The organism is Guptibacillus hwajinpoensis, from assembly GCF_005144865.1.
Taxonomy (GTDB): domain Bacteria; phylum Bacillota; class Bacilli; order Bacillales; family Guptibacillaceae; genus Guptibacillus; species Guptibacillus hwajinpoensis_A.
In genome coordinates, this window is record NZ_SWFM01000001.1 from 1,268,671 (window position 1) to 1,290,126 (window position 21,456).

The window sequence follows — 21,456 nt, forward strand, 5'->3', positions numbered from 1 at the left end:
GAGGCTTGTTTCAATCCCATCATTCTTGCCCCCTTTCAGCTAACGGAGCTCTCTGTAAAGAATCACGATATTTACTCTTCTCTTCATCGCATTTAATTTGTTATAGATTACCAGAATGACAGAATGAATGTAAACACTTTTCTGAAATCAATTGTTTTCCTAACCAAAAAAAAGGCTAGATCATTTGAACTAGTAACAGTTACTTTGAACTACAAACTTTTAATTCCACTTGCGAATTCACTAGTTATTTTTGAGTATTTGTCGGATGTGCAAAAGGACAATGTAGAAAGTTGTTGAATCCTCTCCTTAACCCGAAGAGAAATCACTGTTCGGGAATATACTAGAGGAGTGATTAAAGAATGTTTAAGCGTCTCGCAGCATTTGCTACATCTGCAACTCTACTTATGTCAGTGGCTCTACCAGCTTCAGCTACAAATTTGGAAGGAAATGAAGCGCCTAGTTATTCCAGTGAGCAACAACTTGCTCCACAAGAACTAATCGTTCATTTTAAAGATTCAGTCAAATCTACATATGCTAAAGAACTTGTTGCTAAGGTTGGCGGCAACGTAATTGAAACCACAGACGAATTTATGGTCGTAAAAGTTAACGGTTCCGTTACTGAAGCAATTAAAGGTCTCGAAGGAAATAGCCTTGTTGAATATGCAGAGCCGAACTCAATGTTCCACGTTAACTATGTTCCTAACGATCCTTTCTACAAAACAAAGCAGTATGCTCCGCAAAAAGTAAAAGCTGAGCAAGCATGGGACGTAACTCAGAGCAATTCCTCAGTGAAAATTGCTGTTATTGATACTGGCGTCGATTACAATCACCCTGATCTTGCTGGTAAGGTCATCAAAGGCTATGATTTCGCGGACAATGACAACGATCCGATGGATGAACATTACCACGGTACACACGTATCCGGTATTGCTGCAGCTAAAACGAATAATGGAATTGGAATCGCTGGTCTATCACCGAACGCTTCCATTCTAGCTGTGCGTGTACTCGATGAAAGTGGTAGTGGTTCATTGGATGACGTCGCACAGGGCATTCGTTATTCAGCAGATCAAGGTGCACAGGTTATTAATTTAAGCCTTGGTGGCATACTTGGTTCTCAGACATTGAAGGATGCTGTTAACTACGCTTGGAACAAAGGATCAGTTGTTGTCGCAGCAGCTGGTAACGAAAGCTCACCAAAGCCAAGCTATCCAGCTTACTACTCTAATGCAATCGCAGTAGCAGCTACAGATCAGAACGATACAATCGCTTTCTACTCGAACTACGGAACATGGGTTGATATTGCTGCACCAGGTTCAAGCGTCTACTCTACTATGCCTGGTAATAGCTATGACAACCTATCCGGTACTTCTATGGCATCACCAGTTGTAGCAGGTGTTGCAGGACTATTAGCTGCACAAGGCCGAAGTGCTTCAGAAATTCGCACAGCTCTTGAAGAGACGGCAGATAACGTTACTGGAACAGGTACACTATTCCAAAACGGGCGTGTGAACGCAGCAAATGCTGTTCAGTATTAAGGAAATAAACTAGTAAAAGAGGATGCTGAAGTACCGGCATCCTCTTTCTAATTTAGTTGCTCTCCTATTCGTTTCTAATTCCTTTTTTTATTTCCATTATAGTTACAGTTAGAACAAAAATTATAATAAAGATGAGCATGTTTGCAGGCTTTCCGTCAGCGGTAAATACTATTGAAGTATCTCTATTCTGATACACGACAAATATAAAAACGGACCATAAACTCATTATTCTTAGCGAGCTATTAAGACACTCTGATTTAAACATTTTTATGATCACCTTCTACTTCAATAAATTAGCGATGAGTAGCAAAGCTATTATCTTGTATTACTTTGTAGTTCATTTTTTCATCTTCAATTTTAAAATGTGAAGGAAATACATCCCACTTTTCCCTTTTCAGAATTCCATTGTTATTTTTAGAAGGTTTTAATACATTGTTGTCTTTGAAAGAAGTTTTGTGAAAAAACCATACTTAGCTGATTGAAGCGGAAGGATGCTCACCGCCCGCACCAAGGAAAGCGAGCATCCTGGAGCGCAAATCAACTACTTTAAAGAAATAACTTGCTTAGATCACCTACCAGAGTGGTTCATCCTCGTTGCTTAGTTGAATGTAAATAGGTGATAAAAGGATTGTAATACTGAAAATTACCAAGCTAAATACAAGGTAAAAAGAAAGCGACATATTGATTACTATTGAACAGGCAAGAGGAATAAGGACAAGCATCGATGTTAGACTTGAACGTTTCCTCGCTTTGGGCGTTAAGTATTGTTTCTTATTGCAGTTTGGGCAAGTAGACTTATAGTTGAATGTTAATTTCAGCGATTCACTCCACCGCCATTCGTATCCACAATTTTGGCATACTGGCATGCTATTCCCTCCCAAAACCTTTTCTCTTCTACTCAGTTACTTACGAATTAATTCATTTCATTCCACAAAGTATTTCTCATCATTTTTACCCATCTCTTCTATTTCATCTTGATGGCTTTTTACGAATTCCTCGACTACCTTTTCATCCCATATCTCGCCCTCTTCAGGGAATTTATTAAACTTCTTTGAAAGCACTTCTACCATTCGTTCTCTCGTTACGCTCACATCTGAACCTTCTATTCTGAAACTATATTCTTTAGCATTCGGTACTAGAATCGTTAAATAGATCGCATTAAAATAGAAGTTCTTACGTTCGGAATTCTGTCCGTTAAACCAATGAGAGTCAAACGATTCTTGCGAAATACTTTCATCAACTCCATACGTCACACTGATCTTCTCACCTGTTAAATCCAGGTGGTTTACCGTCTCACCACCTGCTAACTCGCGAAGCAAAGCGGAGTTATTTGAATTATCACCAACATACGTACCGCTATACGCTAGAATAGCATCGATCTTAACGTCTTCGATTGCTTTAATATCTGGCTTATCTTGAGACGCAACTGAACAACCTGAAAGAAGTAGGATTGCTAGCATGACATAGATGACTCCTTTATGTCCTGTGACCATTTGAAACTCTCTCCTTACTAAAATCGTATGTATATCTCATTTACGAGGGAAGAAACCATAAAGTTTCATACTCATAGGAAAAGGTAACTCCCGTGAATACGAGAGTTACCTTTTTCGACCTTATTAACCTAACTTAGCGCTACATCTATTGAGGCATACGTTCCATATCCATGTATAAAATATTCCACCGATGACCATCTAAGTCTACGAAGCCAGCCCCATAAAGCCAGCCTTCACTTTCAGCAGGTTCACCATAGATTTTACCCCCAGCTTGTTTCACTTTGTTAATTAACGAATCAACATCATCCTTACTTTTAGCCCCAATCGAGAAAAGCACTTCCGTTGCTTTCTCAGCATCCCTCACTTCATGATGAGTAAAACTCTGAAACCTGCTTTCTTCAAAAAGCATGACCGTCGATTCCTTATCGCCGATTACAACCCGTACGCCATCGCCAACAGCTTGAACAGAAAAGCCAATCTCTGTGAAAAACGCTTTTGATTGTTCAAGGTCTTTCACTGGTAGGTTAATCCATAGGCCAGAAAACATTCTGAATCTCCTCCTCAAAATGGAAAACTTTCACATACGAAAAGCCTCAAATCTTACTCTGCTGAAGCTTCATCACTTGGTCTGTATGAAAAGGTGAATCTTTCACTTCGTTCACGACACTAAATGGATTCCCATCAAGGTCATAGAAATCAAAGCACGTCATCCCACCAAATTCCTCAAGAGCTGTGGTCCTCACGCCATTTTCATTAAATTGAGTATATACACTGTGGATATCGTCTACTAAGAAATTGAAGTACGCATTTCTTTTATTTTCATTAACATTAAACTCAGAAGACGCTACTTTCTCAACCTGTACTAAACCTAACTGCGTAGAACCATCTGAGAAATAATAACCAATTCCTTTCTCAGATCCCTCTCCCCACTCTTGAATTTTTCTCACACCAAGATTTTTCTCATACCATGAACTTGCTTCCTCTAAATCCGTTACAGGTATAAAAACACTTCCAACTCGAAACATATATACTCTCCTCATAAATGAATTAACGATACATTTGATAAGGCCCTTGAAAAATAAGTTACTCCCATTTAATTAGGCTCTTTTCTCATAGATTGTTGCTTTTGAAAGAATTTTTGTATAAAAAATCAAATTTGGCTGAATGGAGCGGCGCTCGATTCCTGCGGGACTAGCGGGACAGGTGAGACCCCACAGGCGCAATGTTTTGTGCGCCGAGGAGGCTCACCGCCTCACTCTTATAGCAACAAAGTATACGAAAAGAGCCTTTAATTAAGATTCGGAGCTAAGTACTTCTCTTTAAAATCAGGACTCACTTCACTCCATACATCAAACTTATTACCATCAAGATCATAGAATACAAAGTTCCGCCCAATGTGTCCTCTATTCTCAATATCTCCTACTCTTATCTTCTTCTTAATAAACTCGTTTCGAATGCTTTCTAGAGCCTGTATCCCATCGACCTCAAACGTCATTGAAAAGCATTCATTCCCTTCATTGTCATAGAAATTAGAGCTTTGATCATCTTTTGCTTTCACCAAAAAGAGACTTTGATTAGCGATGTTAAGAATCGCTTTACTACTGTCCATATAGCTCATCTCAGCTTCTAAGTTTGTAATATACCATTCAGAGGAAGTCTCTACATTTGATACAGGGATATAAGTCGTACCAATTCTAAGTAGCTTACCCACTATTCCATCTCCTCCTGAATTTCATTCCTCTGTTACTGTTCAACCTTTATTACCTAAAATCCTTCCATGTCTCTCTATCACACAGGAGTTTAGAAATGCTTTGACATCTAAAGAAAAATACTGTAAATTATCAAATGGACGAACATTCAAATTAAAATAAAACGTATTATTCGTTTTTAGGAGTGATTCTCATGGAAAACGTATTTGATTATGAAGATATTCAATTAATTCCCGCGAAATGCGTCGTAAACAGTCGATCAGAATGTGATACTTCTGTTACGCTTGGCAAACATACATTTAATCTACCAGTTGTTCCTGCTAATATGCAGACCATCATTGATGAAACAGTCGCTGTTTCTTTAGCCCAAAACGGATATTTCTATGTAATGCATCGTTTTGAACCAGAGAAACGAATTGATTTTATGAGAGATATGAACTCGCGTAACTTAATCACCTCGATTAGTGTTGGTGTGAAATCGGAAGAATACGCATTTATCGAACAATTAGCTGAACAGAATCTCACACCCGACTACATTACAATTGACATCGCTCACGGGCACTCGAATGCGGTGATTGACATGATCGGACACATTAAGGAGCACTTACCAGAGAGCTTTGTGATCGCAGGAAATGTTGGAACTCCTGAAGCAGTGAGAGAATTAGAACACGCTGGTGCCGATGCTACGAAAGTAGGGATTGGTCCAGGTAAAGTTTGTATTACGAAGATTAAAACCGGCTTTGGAACTGGTGGATGGCAGCTTGCTGCACTTCGCTGGTGTGCGAAGGCTGCAACGAAGCCTATTATTGCGGATGGCGGCATTCGTACGCATGGTGATATTGCTAAATCCGTACGATTTGGTGCATCAATGGTTATGATTGGTTCCCTGTTCGCAGGACATGAAGAATCTCCAGGTGAAACGTTTGAAAAGGACGGCAAGCTTTTCAAAGAGTACTTCGGATCCGCTTCTGAATTCCAAAAAGGGGAAAAGAAGAACGTGGAAGGCAAGAAAATGTTTGTTGAGCACAAAGGCTCCCTTAAAGACACATTGATTGAAATGGAACAAGATCTTCAATCTGCAATCTCTTACTCAGGTGGAGACAAATTAGAATCCATTCGAACGGTAGATTATGTCGTTGTGAAGAATTCCATATTTAATGGCGATAAAGTTTACTAGAATTTTATAACGAGAAAAGCAGTTGCTATAGTAGCACTGCTTTTTTTATAGATTCTCTTCTAAAAGATTGTTGTTTTGAAAAAAATGTGTAATAAAAAAACACACTTAGCTAATTGGAGCGGAAGGATGCTCGACTCCTGCGGGACTAGCGGGACAGGTGAGACCCCACAGGCGCAACGTTTTTGTGCGCCGAGGAGGCTCAAACGTCCCGCCCCGCGGTAAGCGAGCATCCTGGAGCGGAAATTAATTCACTAATCTTATAGCAACAATGTCGACGAGAAGAGTCTTTTTAGAAGAGGTTTTTTGAAAGGATTTTAGTAAAAACTCGCCACACTTAGCTAATTGGAGCGGAAGGATGCTCGACTCCTGCGGGACTAGCGGGACAGGTGAGACCCCACAGGCGCAACGTTTTTGTGCGCCGAGGAGGCTCACCGCCCGCCCCGCGGAAAGCGAGCATCCTGGAGCGGAAATTAATTCACTAATCTTATAGCAACAATGTCGACGAGAAGAGTCTTTTTAGAAGAGGTTTTTTGAAAGGATTTTAGTAAAAACTCGCCACACTTAGCTAATTGGAGCGGAAGGATGCTCGACTCCTGCGGGACTAGCGGGACAGGTGAGACCCCACAGGCGCAACGTTTTTGTGCGCCGAGGAGGCTCACCGCCCGCCCCGCGGAAAGCGAGCATCCTGGAGCGGAAATTATCCCACACTTATAGCAACAGGGTATAAGAAAAGAGCTTTTTATAAAAACGACGTTCCTTAACAAAAACAGGAAAATATGTACTTGTTATTTCATTCTGAATTGTTTTACTATTAAGTTATTATACTTTTTCTGTAAAGGAGCCTCCTATGCTGTCAAAAGTGAAACAGGCCATATTTATGAGACGGTTAGAGAAAATGCTTTCCAACTATCAAATTAATGTGATGCATTATATTCCAGGTCGAATTAGAATTTCCTCACCTTACTGGACAGGAAGCTCAAAGATCATCGAAACATTAATGCCTATTCTCAAAATGGAAGATAAAATTCTTTCTGTTCGACATACTCCAGAAACGGGAACGCTCTTAGTGGAATATGACGCCACTCCCGACGTTCAATCAGCTCAAATAGAGGCATGGTTCGAACTCGTTCAGAAAGTCCATAACAACGTAATCACTAAAAAAGTGACTCATTTATGATGCAAACACTAATCGGTTTAGGTGCGTCACTAATCGCTCCGAGCCTAATGAAGAAGTTAAAAGATCAGAAAGTTCAAGTTGTTCATGCTATGCCAGGACGCGTTCGATTGCAAAGTCATCATTGGAAAAACGAACAAATTGCAAGTGCACTCGAAAGCAAATTTTCAACGATTCCACTCGTGAAAAATGTAAGCGCCTCCGGAATTACAGGCAGCCTACTATTAGAGTTCACTAGCGACCACCTGACTCCTGAACAATTCGATGAAATTGTTCAGTTAGCTGTTACCACTTCTACTGAATGCTATCACTACATAGATTCTAAGATGAAGGATTCGATGAAAAAAGGCGTCCATTCTGTTGATACGATGATAAAGAAACAAACAGGCGGAAATGCAGATATTGAATCCTTATTAGTACTTGGATTGCTTTATAAGGGGGCGACTGGATTCGCTACTAATCCTGCATTTGCAAGTAGTTTATTGTATTGGGCATATACGCTACTGACAAAGGAGGATGGCAGATCGTGAGCACCTTAATTAGGATAAGGCACCAATTGCCAGGTCGAACCCGGCTTTATCTTAAGAACGAATGGAAGCCAGGTACAATCGAATCTATCGTTCGGTCCTATCCAGGGGTATTCTCTGCCACCTTTAGCACAGAAACAAATTCATTACTCATTCATCATGAACCTTCAATTCATGCTAGACAACTCGTACGTTATGTTCAACAATTTCGTCCCCCAGTAACGAATGATTTCAGCTACAACCGTGAATTACTTTTTGGTGTGACAGCTTTAGTCGTAGACCTTCTCTTGCCTGCGCGAAACTTACTTGGTTTTAAACAGCTACTACGCCCCGGTGCCATCCTAAGTCTCTATGCATCTAGAAACATTCTTCGTAATGGAACCGAAACTCTTCTCCATGCTAAAAAACCGAATGCTGATACATTAAGCTCAGCAGCTATTCTCGCTTCTCTCCTGAAAGGTAATCCACGATCGGCGCTTGTTATTCTTTTTATGTCCACACTAAGTGAAATGATTACAGAGCTAACCGCGAACAAAACGAAAAATTATGTAAGAGATATAATGAATCTTGATATATCAACTGTTTGGAAAGTCGATCGAAATGGGGTTGAAAAGAAAGTTTCCATACAAGAAATTAAGCCTGGTGATGAAATTGTCGTATTTGAAGGCGAGAAAATTTGTGCGGACGGTACGATTACAAAGGGATCAGCAAGCGTTGACGAATCGTCTATAACTGGGGAATACATTCCAAAAGATGTCCACCAGCAACATGAGGTATACGCTGGAACGATCGTCACATCAGGTAATCTTCATATTCTTGTTGAGCACGTTGGAAATCAAACGGCCGTATCTCGCATCGTGAAATTGATTGAAGACGCCCAGCAGAAAAAAGCCCCTATTCAATCTTATGCAGATCAGCTATCTGAACGATTGGTCCCCTTATCCTTTTTGCTTGCTAGCGCGATCTTTCTAACCACAAGAAGCTGGGATCGAGTCTTAAACATGTTAGTGATTGACTTTGTATGTGGAATTAAATTATCTACAGCAACTGCAATTTCTGCTTCCATTGGGAAAGCAGCAAGAACCGGCGCCTTAATTAAAGGTGGCGAATTCGTCGAGAAGTTAGCTCAGTTGGATACCGTTATTCTAGATAAAACGGGTACGATTACAAAAGGGAAGCCAGTAGTGAAACAAATCATTCCATACACAGGTTTCTCAGAACGTGAAATCCTTCGATATGTAGCATCTGCAGAAGAACATTCCTCTCATCCTATTGCAGAGGCTATGGTTAACTTAGCAAAAGAATGGAATCTCGATTTACCTGAACATAATCACGAACAAATTGAACAAATTGTTGGCCACGGGGTCAAAGCAGTAATTGCTGAGAAAGAAATTCTAGTTGGAAACAGGCGACTTCTATTAAAAGAAAAGGTTGAGCCCGCTGGTTTGAAGTTCATTAGTAAATTAGAAAATAGAAACAATGCGGTCTATGTGGCCATTGATGGCCATGTTGCTGGGATTATCGTGATTGAAGATGCAATACGTGATGGAATGAAAAGAACCATTAATCAACTTCGACGTGAAGGCATAGATGAAGTGGTCATGATAACTGGCGATAAACATCAAGTTGCACAAGAAGTTCATCAAGAACTTCAACTTGATCAATTCTATGCAGAAGTTATGCCTCATGAAAAAGCAAGATATGTAAGAGATTACAAGAATGCTGGTAATACCGTCATGATGGTAGGAGACGGCATTAACGATGCTCCTGCACTTGCTTATGCTGACGTTGGTGTCACGATGGGCGGTAAACGAACAGACATTGCAGTCGAAGCAAGTGACGTGGTTATCACGTCTGACAATCCATTGTTGTTAGGAGAAATGGTACAGCTTTCTAAAAAGACGATGAGTACGATTCAACAGAATTTCACGATTACGATTGCCATTAATAGTATCGCCATCATGCTAGGCGCATTTGGAGCGATTGCTCCTATTGTTGGAGCTGCTATTCATAATGCAGCAACCATAGGCGTTCTACTGAATAGCACGAAATTATTGTTGAAGGAGGAGCGAGTGCAATGGAAGCAACCTTCGCTATTGCCCACGACATCCCTGGTCGAATCCGCCTAATTGTCCCAGCATTAATTGATAAACAAGAGCATGAGCAAATTAGTCAATTGTTTTCTTCGATCAAAGGAATTGAGGAGGTACGAATCGAACCTCTAATACAATCAATGGTTATTTCATACAACACGAGTATCATGAACAAGAAAATCATCCTGCGCTTTATTAGCCTGTTCTTCAAACAAACGATGTTTGACCCCTTAGATGATTTCATGGTGACGATTACTCCAGCACTTAGAAAGAATTTTTTACGGTCTCTCGTAACAGGATTTCTATTGCTACTAGCTTATTTAAGGAAATCGTCCGTTGCGACACCTGGATTTCTCGATTATGCTGTCGTCATCTCTACCGCCTATACCGTACTTTCTCATGGACAGAATAAGCTACGACACCCTGATGTAATTACTGGGATTGTCAGCATGCTATCCCTAGGAACAGGGAACATCTTGCACGTTGCCACATTAACGTGGGCAGTGAACATTATCGAATTACTCAATGATATGAATAAAAGCAAAGCGCTTTTATAATAAATAATAACTTCTAGGAGGAATTTAAATGGTTATGAATAAAGATTTTCTTATGGGCTTTGTATCAGGTACTGTTGTAGGTGCTGTGGGTTACCGTATTTATGAACAAAATCAGGGGCAACTGTCTCAATTAATTCAAAACCCTGTTTCGAACGGAATGCAATCTCTACAGCAGGCTTTTCCACAAAAACAAGAACTTACAGTAGAGGATTTAATTCTACAAAAAGAACGTCTTGAAGATATGATCGCTGAGAAGAAAGTAAACAATAATTAATCTCCTATGGCTTTGTACTAATTTCTATCTTTCTATCAAAAAAGGGTGCACTGCTTACAAAGCAGTGCACCCTTTTTTGATTCCTTAACCATCATCATCTATTCTTTCCACTCCACCAGATTAGGGTGTTCATCCAAAATAGATAAATAATGGTCAAAAGATCCATACTTTCCTTCCGGATCATGCTCCATGTATCGATTGAATTTCTCGATTCGATCTTTGACTTTCATCCATCCAAGATGCTTCAACCTAAGGTCTGAAATACTATTAGGAAATGAGAAAATATTATCAGGGAAACGGCCGCAGTGTACCGCAGTTTCTTTCCAGGTTACATTCATATCTTTACGGTATTTCATTAAGAAAGGTCTGTATGTGAAGTGGGCGTTCCAATAGGAATCTTCACGATAATGGGTTTCATTCCAGAAATCAAATAGCCTAAAACTGATGACATCGCTAGTATTTTTTTCTAAAAGACTATGAATTTCATTCTTAAATCGTGATTCGAAGATTTCATCCGCATCTAAGTTTAAAATCCAATCAGGTTCTACTTTTATTGTTTCTTTCCATTGTTGTTTACGAAGCTCAATTTCATTAAGAAACTTAGATGTTTTGTTCTCAATCATGTGGACCTTCACATCTTTTAACGTATCAAGACATACCTGTACAGTATCATCTGTACTTCCGTCATCAATAATGACTGCTTGATCGATATAATGGGAATGCTCCTTTAATACTTTTCTAAGGTATTTGTCACTTTCATTTCTAACGATCATTGATAACGTAATCGAAGGTAGATTCCTTTTTGCAATTTGAACTTGTTTCTCTACTGTTGGAGAACGTTTGGTTTCTTGAAGAAAGTTCATCCCTTCTTCTATGTCCGATTCTCGATAGATATGAAACGCTGGGGTATGCGTATCAACATAAAGCGAGAATCCTAAAGTAGCTGCCCGAATACAGAAATGACGATCTTCCCCCCAAAAGGTAAGATTGTAGATTGGATTGAAATTCACTCCTGATTCAAGGGCGGCTGCGCTAATAAGCGTACAAGCACCCAATCCACCTACTTGATAGATTCCAGGTTCTTTCATCATCTTAATAAACTCTGAATAGCGCTCCTGCACTTCTTCATCAGAAAGGTTTTCTCCACGTTCTTGATGCCACTGGTTGTATTCATCTGTCATCCAAACTTGCGGTTGTGGAGACGATTCAGGTTGCCATTTTGTCCAGAAAACTTCAGAAATAATATTTTTATTTGCTTTAACGAGATTTTGGATCGTTTCAGGATGTATTAAAAGATCTGAATCGATTAGAAATAAGTAGTCATATTTATCTTTCCTAGCAGTTTCTATAATTTGATTCTTGAAATCTGCCACTTTCCAAACTAGCTGTTCACTCCATTGATGCGTAATATCATTACGATGGTAGTTATCCTTTGAATGAGATGAAATGATGCTAACGTCACCAGTTTGATGGTTAAATTCGGATAACTGGTTAATTGATTCTACCTCCACATTATCATCTATGAAGAGAAAAGATAATTCTATGTTTTCTGTGGATAGTCTTCTTAAAGAATCAAGAAATAATTTAAGAATCTGTGGTTTTTGATGGACTGGACAACCAATTAACACTCTTTTCTTCTGCATCATTCCTTTTTACCCTCTGCATGATTCATTGATAGTAATTTTTCTTCTAGATACTTCTTATTGTGAAGAACAGCTGAATCTTTAGGTCGATATTGGTACGCGATCTCGTTATGATGATAGGCCAACCCATCATTTCCTTTACGATCATAACAAACGCACAGCTGAAGATGCGGTAACCAAGTAGTAAAAGCATGATCTTGAAATCCCCAATTAGGTCCATCCTGTTTATATTCAAGTGCCTGTTTATACCAGTAAATAGACGAATTGATTTGTTCTCTGGATAGAAAATAGAATCCAAGACGACAGCAGAACTCTGGTCTCGGTTGATCATACCTGAATGAACGAAGTACAGATTCAAGTTCTTTATCTGATTCTCCCACGTGGTGATAACAATCTGCCAATCTGCCGCATGAGGCAATATTGTCCTCAATCCATCCTTCACCTGTTAAGAGAAATTCTTCATAATAGCTTATTGCTCGCTCATACATGTAATGGTCCTTCAATTCATTTGCGAAGTAGAATAAATCTCTGGGAATAAATGAATGATTTTGGCTCAATTGATTTTCATATATTAATAAATTGCGAGACGCATCGCGCTTTTCACTTTTATGCGTAACAGATAAATCGCTGTTGAGGATGACTCCTGATACTGCTAAATATTCATGCACAACACCATGCCACTTGAATTGTTTATCTCGTTTCACTAATCTGTTTCGACGTATACTTGACCTCACATTTCCATAGTCATCGAATCCTAAAATATAATTCATTGATACAGAATCTACTTCTGAACTCAGTGTCTTCTTAAGTTCCATTAATTGTTTCTGGTCTTCTTCCATAATCACATCATCTGCATCCAACCAAAGAATATAATCCTTCGTCGCTTTCTCAAACGAAAAATTACGAGCCTCCGCAAAATGATCAATCCATTTAAAATGAAAGATCCGATCTGTGTACTGCCTAGCTACTTTTATCGTATCGTCTATTGAACCTGTGTCAATAATATTTATTTCATCAACTACGTTCGAAATAGAACTTAGACAGCGTCCTAATGTCGCTTCCGCATTCCTTACTATCATACATAAGCTAATCGATACCAACTCACTCACCTCATCACTGAAAATGAAGTTCACATAAAAGTATATGAGACAGCTACATGTCTTACTAATAAAAAAGCCAATCGACAACAGTCAACCGGCTTATCTATATCAACCTGATCACCGTCATAGCCGCTGAGTTAGCACCAGTGGCCCCTCCTTGGTTAGCTGCAAGGTTAACAGTCCCCGATCCCCCTGTAGTAGTATTTACTAAGGTTAGTGTATTTCCTGTACTAGCGGTGAAGACGGTTGACCCTGTATTAACAGCGTTTCCAGTGGATGTTCCATAACGTCCACCTGGTAGAGCTACTCCATTTAAACGCAATTCGAATTGGTTACTTTCTTTAACAGAAAGACGCCAAACTGCACGATAAGTTCCTGCTGCAGTAAATACAATGGAAGACGTCCCTGCAACATGGGTTATGGAAGTTCCATTTATTGGACCATTTGTTCCAAATGTCACTGCACTTCCTGAAGCTACAGTTTGATCACTTGTTTCATACGTGAATAAAAAGTTGGATATACCTCCAGAAGCTCCCGTGGCTCCAGTTGCACCTGTTGCTCCCGTAGCCCCTGATCCTGTTGCTCCCGTTGAACCGGTTGGTCCGATTCCTCCTGTACTTCCCGTTGAGCCTGTGGCTCCTGTTGCTCCGGTTGCTCCCGCTGCTCCGGTTGCCCCCGTAGAACCGGTAGGTCCTGTTGCTCCAGCTCTACCCTCTCCAGTTGCCCCGGTTGCTCCGGTCGAACCGGTGGCCCCTTTTGATCCTGCTTCTCCTGTCGGTCCGGTTACTCCCGCTGCTCCGGTTGCCCCCGTAGAACCGGTAGGTCCTGTTGCTCCAGCTCTACCCTCTCCAGTTGCCCCGGTTGCTCCGGTCGAACCGGTGGCCCCTTTTGATCCTGCTTCTCCTGTCGGTCCGGTTACTCCCGCTGCTCCGGTTGCCCCCGTAGAACCGGTAGGTCCTGTTGCTCCAGCTCTACCCTCTCCAGTTGCCCCGGTTGCTCCGGTTGTCCCGGTCGAACCTGCTGCTCCTGTTGATCCCGTCGCTCCGGTTGAGCCGGTGGCCCCAGTAGATCCGATTGTTCCCGTTGCTCCTGTTGGTCCGATAGATCCAGTTGCTCCAGTAGGTCCCGTTGCTCCTTTTGTTCCAGTGGATCCAGTTGCCCCGGTTGATCCTGTAGTTCCAGTTGCTCCAGTCGAACCTGCTACTCCTGTTGATCCCGTGGCTCCAGTTGCTCCGGTCGAACCTGCTACTCCTGTTGATCCCGTCGCTCCTGTCGAACCTGCTACTCCCGTTGATCCCGCGGCTCCGGTTGAGCCGGTGGCTCCTGTTACACCAGTAGTACCTTTTGCTCCAACTTCTCCCGTGGCTCCCGTAACACCTGTTGCTCCGGTTGGCCCAGTTGTTCCTGTGACTCCGGTTGTTCCTGTAGCTCCAGTCGAACCCGCTACTCCTGTTGATCCCGTGGCTCCAGTTGCCCCGGTTGATCCTGTAGTTCCAGTTGCTCCAGTCGAACCTGCTACTCCTGTTGATCCCGTGGCTCCAGTTGCTCCGGTCGAACCTGCTACTCCTGTTGATCCCGTCGCTCCTGTCGAACCTGCTACTCCCGTTGATCCCGCGGCTCCGGTTGAGCCGGTGGCTCCTGTTACACCAGTAGTACCTTTTGCTCCAACTTCTCCCGTGGCTCCCGTAACACCTGTTGCTCCGGTTGGCCCAGTTGTTCCGGTGACTCCGGTTGTTCCTGTAGCTCCAGTCGAACCCGCTACTCCTGTTGATCCCGTGGCTCCAGTTGAGCCGGTCGCTCCTGTTACACCGGTAGTACCTTTTGCTCCAGCTTCTCCCGTGGCTCCCGTACTTCCTGTTGAACCGGTTGGCCCAGTTGTTCCAGTGACTCCGGTTGTTCCTGTAGCTCCCGTGGCTCCAGTCGAACCTGCTACTCCTGTTGATCCCGTGGCTCCGGTTGAGCCCGTAGCTCCTGTTACACCGGTAGTACCTTTTGCTCCAACTTCTCCCGTGGCTCCAGTATTTCCTGTTGAACCGGTTGGCCCAGTTGTTCCGGTGACTCCGGTTGTTCCTGTAGCTCCCGTGGCTCCTGTCGAACCTGCTACTCCTGTTGATCCGGTTTCTCCCGTTGAGCCGGTCGCTCCTGTTACACCGGTAGTACCTTTTGCTCCAGCTTCTCCCGTGGCTCCCGTATTTCCTGTTGAACCGGTTGGCCCAGTTGTTCCTGTGACTCCGGTTGTTCCTGTAGCTCCAGTTGCTCCAGTCGAACCTGCTACTCCTGTTGAACCGGTTGGCCCAGTTGCTCCGGTCGAACCTGCTACTCCTGTTGATCCCGTGGCTCCAGTTGCTCCAGTCGAACCCGCTACTCCTGTTGATCCCGTGGCTCCAGTTGAGCCGGTCGCTCCTGTTACACCGGTAGTACCTGTTGCTCCAGCTTCTCCCGTGGCTCCCGTATTTCCTGTTGAACCGGTTGGCCCGGTTGGCCCAGTTGCTCCGGTCGAACCCGCTGATCCCGTTGATCCCGTGGCTCCGGCTGAGCCCGTCGCTCCTGTTACACCGGTAGTACCTGTTGCTCCAACTTCTCCTGTGGCTCCCGTAACACCTGTTGCTCCAGTTGGCCCAGTTGTTCCTGTGACTCCGGTTGTTCCTGTAGCTCCAGTCGAACCTGCTACTCCTGTTGATCCCGTGGCTCCTGCTACACCGGTAGTACCTTTTGCTCCCGTTTCTCCCGTGGCTCCCGTAACACCTGTTGCTCCGGTTTCTCCCGTTGAGCCCGTAGCTCCTGTTACACCGGTAGTACCTTTTGCTCCAACTTCTCCCGTGGCTCCCGTAACACCTGTTGCTCCGGTTTCTCCCGTTGAGCCCGTCGCTCCTGTTACACCGGTAGTACCTTTTGCTCCAGCTTCTCCCGTGGCTCCCGTAACACCTGTTGCTCCAGTTTCTCCGGTGACTCCGGTTGACCCGGTGGCCCCAGTAGATCCGACTGTTCCCGTTGCTCCTTTTGTTCCAGTGGCTCCAGTTGCCCCGGTTGTTCCGGTAGCTCCTGTTACACCAGTAGTACCTTTTGCTCCAACTTCTCCCGTGGCTCCCGTAACACCTGTTGCTCCGGTTTCTCCCGTTGAGCCCGTCGCTCCTGTTACACCGGTAGTACCTGTTGCTCCCGTTTCTCCCGTACTTCCTGTTGAACCGGTTGATCCTGTTCGTCCCGCTTCTCCTTGTGCTCCTCTTTCTCCAGTCGATCCTGTCGTTCCCGTGGCACCAGTATTCCCTTTTGCTCCAGCTTCTCCAGTAGTTCCCGTGGCCCCCGTAGGTCCTGTCGCTCCTGTTGCACCCGCTGCCCCTCTTGCTCCGGTTGCTCCGGTTGCGCCTGTTGCTCCGGTTGATCCGGCTCCTCCTTCACCTGTTGCTCCTGTTGCTCCTGTTGCACCTGTTGCTCCTGTTGCTCCTGTTGCTCCTGGTTCAACAGGGAAATAACAATTGCCACACCCACATGAACAACCGCCGGAAGACGTATCGATAAAATTAACTTGCTTGCGATTATAACAGTTGCTTCCACAGTAAGGACAATAAGTATAATTATTACCACCGTTATATCGCATAATTTCACCCTCTTTATATCTATTTTTATTCTTTAATTTTTAAAATGTGAAATAATAGAATACTTATATAATAAAATATATTAATCATTGTGAACCTTAGAAATTGGCAGTTCTCCATCTGCTAATTCAGCTTAGCTGTTTAACATATTAAATTACGTACTAATTCGCGTATTAACTATAAAAAAAGCCTACATCATATATATGATGTAGGCTCCTCTTTGCATCCAGTACTTCTCTTATTTTATTCTTCTTGATCCGTTATCAACATATGACCCGGCGCATGCGTAATCATGATTTCAGGCTTTGCATTCAAACCTACATACTGTGGCGTTACACCGCATGCCCAGAAAACAGGAATCCGTTCACCTTCTTCAAAAGGTGTGAATTCTCCGTAGTCTGGTTGTTCTAAGTTAAGAATGCCAATTTCGGTAGGATCGCCGATATGAACTGGTGCTCCATGTGCATGTGGAAACTTCGAAGTAATTCGAATGGTATCTTCTAATTCCTCTTTCTTGATCGCTCGCATACTCACGACCATTTCACCTTTAAAGCTACCAGCTTCCTCACACGATATAGATGTTTGATACATTGGAACAACTTTCTTCATCTCTTGATGAAGTAAACTAATCCCTGCTTCAGCTAATGCTTTCTCGAATGTGAAGCTACATCCTAGCAAAAAGGTTACAAAGTCATTCTCCCACACGTCTTTTAGATCATTCGTTTCTCTCTCTAGATCTCCGTACTTGTAAATTCGGTATTTAGGGAGATCTGTTCGAATATCTGCATCCGCAATCCTCGGGACAACTTGACCTGCCTCAAGCACATCAACAACTGGACAAGGCTTCGGATTACGCTGGCAAAATAAGAGAAACTCAAATGCGTACTTTGCTGGGAGTGAAATCATATTCGCTTGAAGATAACCATCGCATATTCCTGAAGTCGTTCCATTCTCAAGGTTTTCCCTGTATTTAAGACGCTGTTCTTTAGGATGCATCCTCATCTCTCCTCTTTTACAGTTCGTAAATCTCTAGGAACTTTGTATTAAAAACACCTTCAACAAACTTTTCATGATTTAACAGTTTCAGATGAAATGGAATCGTTGTTTTCACTCCTTCAATCATGAATTCACGGAGTGAGCGTTTCATACGAAGCATAGCTTCTTCACGTGACGCGCCATATGTAATAAGCTTAGCTACCATTGAATCATAAAATGGAGGGATCACATAGCCTGGATAGACTGCAGAATCCACACGAACACCGAAGCCTCCTGGAGGGAGATACTTTTCTACTTTTCCTGGAGACGGCATGAATCCATTATCAGGATCTTCCGCGTTAATACGACATTCCATCGCCCACCCGGTTAAGTTTACGTCTCCTTGTGAGAAAGATAGTGGTTTGTTATCCGCTACTGTAATCTGCTCTTTAATTAAATCAACACCTGTTACCATCTCTGTGACAGGATGCTCAACTTGAATACGAGTATTCATCTCCATAAAATAGAAATGCCCGTCCTTGTCAAAAATGAACTCAACAGTTCCTGCACCTGTATAATTTACTGCCTTTGCAGCTCGAACGGCAGCTTCTCCCATTTCTAGGCGAACAGATTCATTAAGCGCGGGTGATGGAGTCTCTTCAACTATTTTTTGCATCCTTCTTTGGATAGAGCAGTCCCGTTCACCTAAATGAACCACATTTCCGTGGCGATCTGCTAAAATTTGAATTTCAATATGTCGGAAATCCTCAATGAATTTCTCAATGTACACTCCCGCATTGCCAAATGCTTTCGCTGCTTCCTGCTGAGTAACATTAATGGCTTTGATTAATTCCTGCTCCTCTTTGACGACTCGTATCCCTTTACCACCGCCACCAGCAGTTGCTTTAATAATGACTGGGTAACCCATCTCATTTGCAAGTTCAACAGCCTCTTCTTTGCTATCGATAATACCACTGGATCCGGGAACAATTGGGACGCCTGCTTCTTGCATCGTCTTTCGTGCAATATCCTTAATCCCCATTCGTTTGATCGCATGCTTACTTGGACCAATGAAGATAATCTGTGAGTCTTCACATACCTCGGCAAAGTCTGCATTTTCCGCAAGAAATCCGTACCCTGGATGAATCGCATCTACACTAGCATTAACTGCTATTGTCATTATATTTGAAACGTTTAAATAGCTGTCTTTCGAAGAAGTAGGTCCAACGCAATAGCTTTCATCCGCTAATTGCACATGCAGAGCATCACGATCGGCTTCTGAATAGATCGCAACCGCCTCTAGCTCTAGTTCATGGCACGCGCGAATAATGCGAACAGCTATTTCTCCACGATTAGCGACTAACACTCTATTGATTCCCATATGACCCTCTCCTATTCTGCTTTCACTTTGAATAGCGGTTGACCGAATTCAACAAGATCTCCATTTTGAACGAGTATATCTATGATTTCTCCGTTCACATCTGCCTGAACGTCATTGAACATTTTCATCGCTTCTAGAACACATACAACAGTCTCTTCGCTCACATGATCACCAACATTTACGAATACAGCATCATCAGGAGATGGTGAAGCATAGAACATACCAACCATTGGTGAAGTAACCGTATGGGTCTTACTTTCTTCATCTGGTGTTGTTTTCACAGGCTCAGGCGAAATGTCCTCCTGCCCTCTCTCCTTCACAATGCTTGGAACCTGTTCAGTTGATGAGTCTTGGTTATTACGCTCGCCATTAAGGTTCTGATTTTTCACTTTCACTACGAAACTCTCATGCTCGTAATGCACTTCATCTACTGTAGATCCGTTCACATATGTAATAATTTCAATAATTTCTTTTGAATTTAACACTTCACATTCCCCTTTACTAACGAAGACTAGAAACCTTCTCTAATGTGCGAATCAATCGATCGTTGTTTTCATATTTTTCTTGAGCTTCTTCCACAGATACTTCACGGAAGCGAATTTTGCAACCAGGCATCGCTTGTGAAAGATAAGGAATGTCTCCTGAAATAACGGTTGCGATTCTCGTATATCCCCCCGTCGTCTGGCGATCAGCCATTAGAATAATCGGCTGTCCATTTGCCGGAACTTGTATCCCACCAAGCGGAATCGCTTCTGAAATAATATCAGCTGACGTTTCGTGTACTAATTTTGGTCCTTCTACGCGAAAGCCCATTCGATCTGATTTAGGTGTTACTTCATAAGTTGATGATAGAAACGTCTGAACGACTTCTTCAGAGAAAGTATGATGATGTGGACCCATCACAACACGAATTTCCATTTCTTTCGAATAGGTTGGAACCTTGTCTCGATGTAACGCTCGTCCACTCTTTCCGCTTATTGTCCCTGTACCATAGAGAACATCACCTTTTTCAAGGGCACGTCCTTCTAATCCACCTATACCAGCTTTTAAATAGGTAGATTTACTTCCCATCACAAATGGAAGATCGAATCCTCCTGCGAGGCTAATGTAAGCGCGAGCGCCTTCAAGCGGCTGTCCGAATTCAAGGGTATCTCCCTCGTTCACTTCAAAGCTTTTCCACATCTGCACTTTCTCACCGTTCACTTTTGGAGAGAGATTGCCTCCACAAATCGCGATAACGGCATTTCCCATAATTGCTAGTTTTGGCCCCATTACCGTCACTTCGAGAACCGCTTCATTACTCTTATTTCCTACTAGAAAATTAGCAATGTTCATGGCGAAAGAATCCATTGCACCTGAAACAACAATGCCATACTGCTGGTATCCGACTCGTCCATGATCTTGTATCGTCGTTAAAAGTCCTGGTTTAGTGACTTTGAAGATGGCATCAGACATTGGCGTTCACTCCAACAGGTTGAATTTGAATTCCTTCTTCTTCTAAGCGGTTCTTCAACTGCTGCACAAATCGAAGGGCTTCAGGTTCGTCTCCATGAACACAAATCGTATCAGACTGAATCGAGATATCCTGCCCATCAACAGCCGTTACTTTCTGTTCGTTCACCATTCGAATGACCCGTTCAACTGCAGTATCAGCATCATGTATTATCGCATTCGGTTCTGATCTAGGCGTTAACGTACCATCGGGCTGATATGTACGGTCTGCGAATACTTCTTCTGCAACAGATAAGCCGATTTCTTTCCCTGCACGAACGAGTTCACTTCCAGCTAAACCATATAACACAAGTTCTGGATTCACAGAATAGATAGCGTTTGCAATCGCTTTTGCAATTGTAGCGTCTTTTGCTGCTCGATTGTAAAGCGCACCGTGTGGCTTTACATGTTGCACACGTGCTTGGTGAACATTCGCGATACCCTGAATAGCTCCAACTTGATAAGCAACTAGATTAAATACCTCATCAGCAGAGAGGTTCATATCACGACGACCAAAGCCACCGAGATCAGGAAATCCTGGATGTGCACCAATTCCTACTCCAAGTGAATGTGCTAACTTCACTGTGTTCATCATGACATTGTGGTCGCCTGCGTGATACCCGCAAGCGATATTAGCAGATGAAATAAACTCAAGTACATTCTCATCGTTACCGATTGTATACGCGCCAAAGCTCTCTCCTAAATCACTATTTAAATCAACTGACTTCATT

At 42.7% G+C, this 21,456-nt stretch carries 20 protein-coding genes and 1 other annotated feature (1 of these 21 only partly in view); of the genes, 7 read left to right on the forward strand and 13 right to left on the reverse strand.

Going from position 1 to position 21,456, the window contains the following annotated elements; genetic code table 11:
* Positions 1-96 (reverse strand) — a binding site (T-box leader); it reaches 155 nt to the left of the window's first position.
* A 263-nt stretch (positions 97-359) separates the two neighbouring features.
* A complete protein-coding gene (locus FBF83_RS06335; RefSeq protein ID WP_136946244.1) occupies positions 360-1,535 on the forward strand; it encodes a S8 family peptidase in 1,176 nt (391 codons plus the stop codon).
* 572 nt (positions 1,536-2,107) lie between these two features.
* Here FBF83_RS06335 and FBF83_RS06340 read toward each other — a convergent pair.
* The 5 genes from FBF83_RS06340 to FBF83_RS06360 form a co-directional block, all read right to left on the reverse strand.
* Positions 2,108-2,401 carry a TIGR04104 family putative zinc finger protein gene (locus FBF83_RS06340; protein WP_136946245.1) on the reverse strand — a complete coding sequence of 98 codons (294 nt, stop codon included), beginning with the start codon at positions 2,399-2,401 and terminating at the stop codon, positions 2,108-2,110.
* A gap of 57 nt (positions 2,402-2,458) precedes the next feature.
* Positions 2,459-3,028, reverse strand: a complete 570-nt coding sequence (locus FBF83_RS06345) for a DUF4825 domain-containing protein (RefSeq protein WP_136946246.1) — start codon at positions 3,026-3,028, stop codon at positions 2,459-2,461.
* 145 nt (positions 3,029-3,173) lie between these two features.
* A complete protein-coding gene (locus FBF83_RS06350; RefSeq protein WP_136946247.1) occupies positions 3,174-3,575 on the reverse strand; it encodes a VOC family protein in 402 nt (133 codons plus the stop codon).
* A 46-nt stretch (positions 3,576-3,621) separates the two neighbouring features.
* Positions 3,622-4,053 carry a VOC family protein gene (locus FBF83_RS06355; protein WP_136946248.1) on the reverse strand — a complete coding sequence of 144 codons (432 nt, stop codon included), beginning with the start codon at positions 4,051-4,053 and terminating at the stop codon, positions 3,622-3,624.
* A gap of 263 nt (positions 4,054-4,316) precedes the next feature.
* Complete coding sequence (locus FBF83_RS06360; protein WP_136946249.1) at positions 4,317-4,742, reverse strand: VOC family protein; 426 nt, start codon at positions 4,740-4,742, stop codon at positions 4,317-4,319.
* Positions 4,743-4,930: 188 nt separating this feature from the next.
* Here FBF83_RS06360 and guaC point away from each other — a divergent pair, with 188 nt between their 5' ends.
* The 6 genes from guaC (at position 4,931) to FBF83_RS06390 (ending at position 10,539) form a co-directional block, all read left to right on the forward strand.
* Complete coding sequence (gene guaC / locus FBF83_RS06365; protein ID WP_136946250.1) at positions 4,931-5,914, forward strand: GMP reductase; 984 nt, start codon at positions 4,931-4,933, stop codon at positions 5,912-5,914.
* A gap of 847 nt (positions 5,915-6,761) precedes the next feature.
* A complete protein-coding gene (locus tag FBF83_RS06370; protein ID WP_136946251.1) occupies positions 6,762-7,091 on the forward strand; it encodes an HMA2 domain-containing protein in 330 nt (109 codons plus the stop codon).
* Positions 7,088-7,618 carry an HMA2 domain-containing protein gene (locus FBF83_RS06375; RefSeq protein WP_136946252.1) on the forward strand — a complete coding sequence of 177 codons (531 nt, stop codon included), beginning with the start codon at positions 7,088-7,090 and terminating at the stop codon, positions 7,616-7,618. Before FBF83_RS06370 ends, FBF83_RS06375 begins: the two co-directional genes overlap by 4 nt.
* Positions 7,615-9,744: a heavy metal translocating P-type ATPase gene (locus FBF83_RS06380; RefSeq protein ID WP_136946253.1), complete on the forward strand. Its 2,130-nt coding sequence runs from the start codon at positions 7,615-7,617 to the stop codon at positions 9,742-9,744. Before FBF83_RS06375 ends, FBF83_RS06380 begins: the two co-directional genes overlap by 4 nt.
* The gene (locus FBF83_RS06385; RefSeq protein ID WP_136946254.1) at positions 9,693-10,265 is read left to right on the forward strand and encodes an HMA2 domain-containing protein; all 573 of its coding nucleotides are present in this window, start codon (positions 9,693-9,695) and stop codon (positions 10,263-10,265) included. The genes FBF83_RS06380 and FBF83_RS06385 overlap by 52 nt, the downstream gene beginning before the upstream one ends.
* 28 nt (positions 10,266-10,293) lie before the next feature.
* Complete coding sequence (locus FBF83_RS06390; protein ID WP_136946255.1) at positions 10,294-10,539, forward strand: hypothetical protein; 246 nt, start codon at positions 10,294-10,296, stop codon at positions 10,537-10,539.
* Between the two features lie 98 nt (positions 10,540-10,637).
* On the opposite strand, the gene FBF83_RS06395 is transcribed toward FBF83_RS06390, so the two are convergent.
* The 8 genes from FBF83_RS06395 to FBF83_RS06430 form a co-directional block, all read right to left on the reverse strand.
* Entirely contained in the window at positions 10,638-12,185 is a 1,548-nt protein-coding gene (locus FBF83_RS06395; protein WP_205665306.1) for a glycosyltransferase family 2 protein, read from the reverse strand.
* A complete protein-coding gene (locus FBF83_RS06400) occupies positions 12,182-13,282 on the reverse strand; it encodes a glycosyltransferase family 2 protein (RefSeq protein WP_136946256.1) in 1,101 nt (366 codons plus the stop codon). Before FBF83_RS06400 ends, FBF83_RS06395 begins: the two co-directional genes overlap by 4 nt.
* 103 nt (positions 13,283-13,385) lie before the next feature.
* Positions 13,386-16,880 (reverse strand): beta strand repeat-containing protein, encoded by a 3,495-nt coding sequence (locus FBF83_RS06405; protein ID WP_136946257.1) that lies wholly within the window; start codon positions 16,878-16,880, stop codon positions 13,386-13,388.
* 241 nt (positions 16,881-17,121) lie between these two features.
* Positions 17,122-17,874, reverse strand: coding sequence for a putative hydro-lyase (locus FBF83_RS06410; protein ID WP_136946258.1), 753 nt, complete (start codon positions 17,872-17,874; stop codon positions 17,122-17,124).
* 16 nt (positions 17,875-17,890) lie between these two features.
* Entirely contained in the window at positions 17,891-19,234 is a 1,344-nt protein-coding gene (gene accC, locus FBF83_RS06415) for an acetyl-CoA carboxylase biotin carboxylase subunit (protein WP_136946259.1), read from the reverse strand.
* A gap of 11 nt (positions 19,235-19,245) precedes the next feature.
* Complete coding sequence (gene accB / locus FBF83_RS06420; protein ID WP_136946260.1) at positions 19,246-19,719, reverse strand: acetyl-CoA carboxylase biotin carboxyl carrier protein; 474 nt, start codon at positions 19,717-19,719, stop codon at positions 19,246-19,248.
* Between the two features lie 16 nt (positions 19,720-19,735).
* Positions 19,736-20,689, reverse strand: coding sequence for a biotin-dependent carboxyltransferase family protein (locus FBF83_RS06425; RefSeq protein ID WP_136946261.1), 954 nt, complete (start codon positions 20,687-20,689; stop codon positions 19,736-19,738).
* A complete protein-coding gene (locus FBF83_RS06430; protein WP_136946262.1) occupies positions 20,682-21,455 on the reverse strand; it encodes a LamB/YcsF family protein in 774 nt (257 codons plus the stop codon). The genes FBF83_RS06425 and FBF83_RS06430 overlap by 8 nt, the downstream gene beginning before the upstream one ends.
* Between the last annotated feature and the right edge of the window lies 1 nt (position 21,456).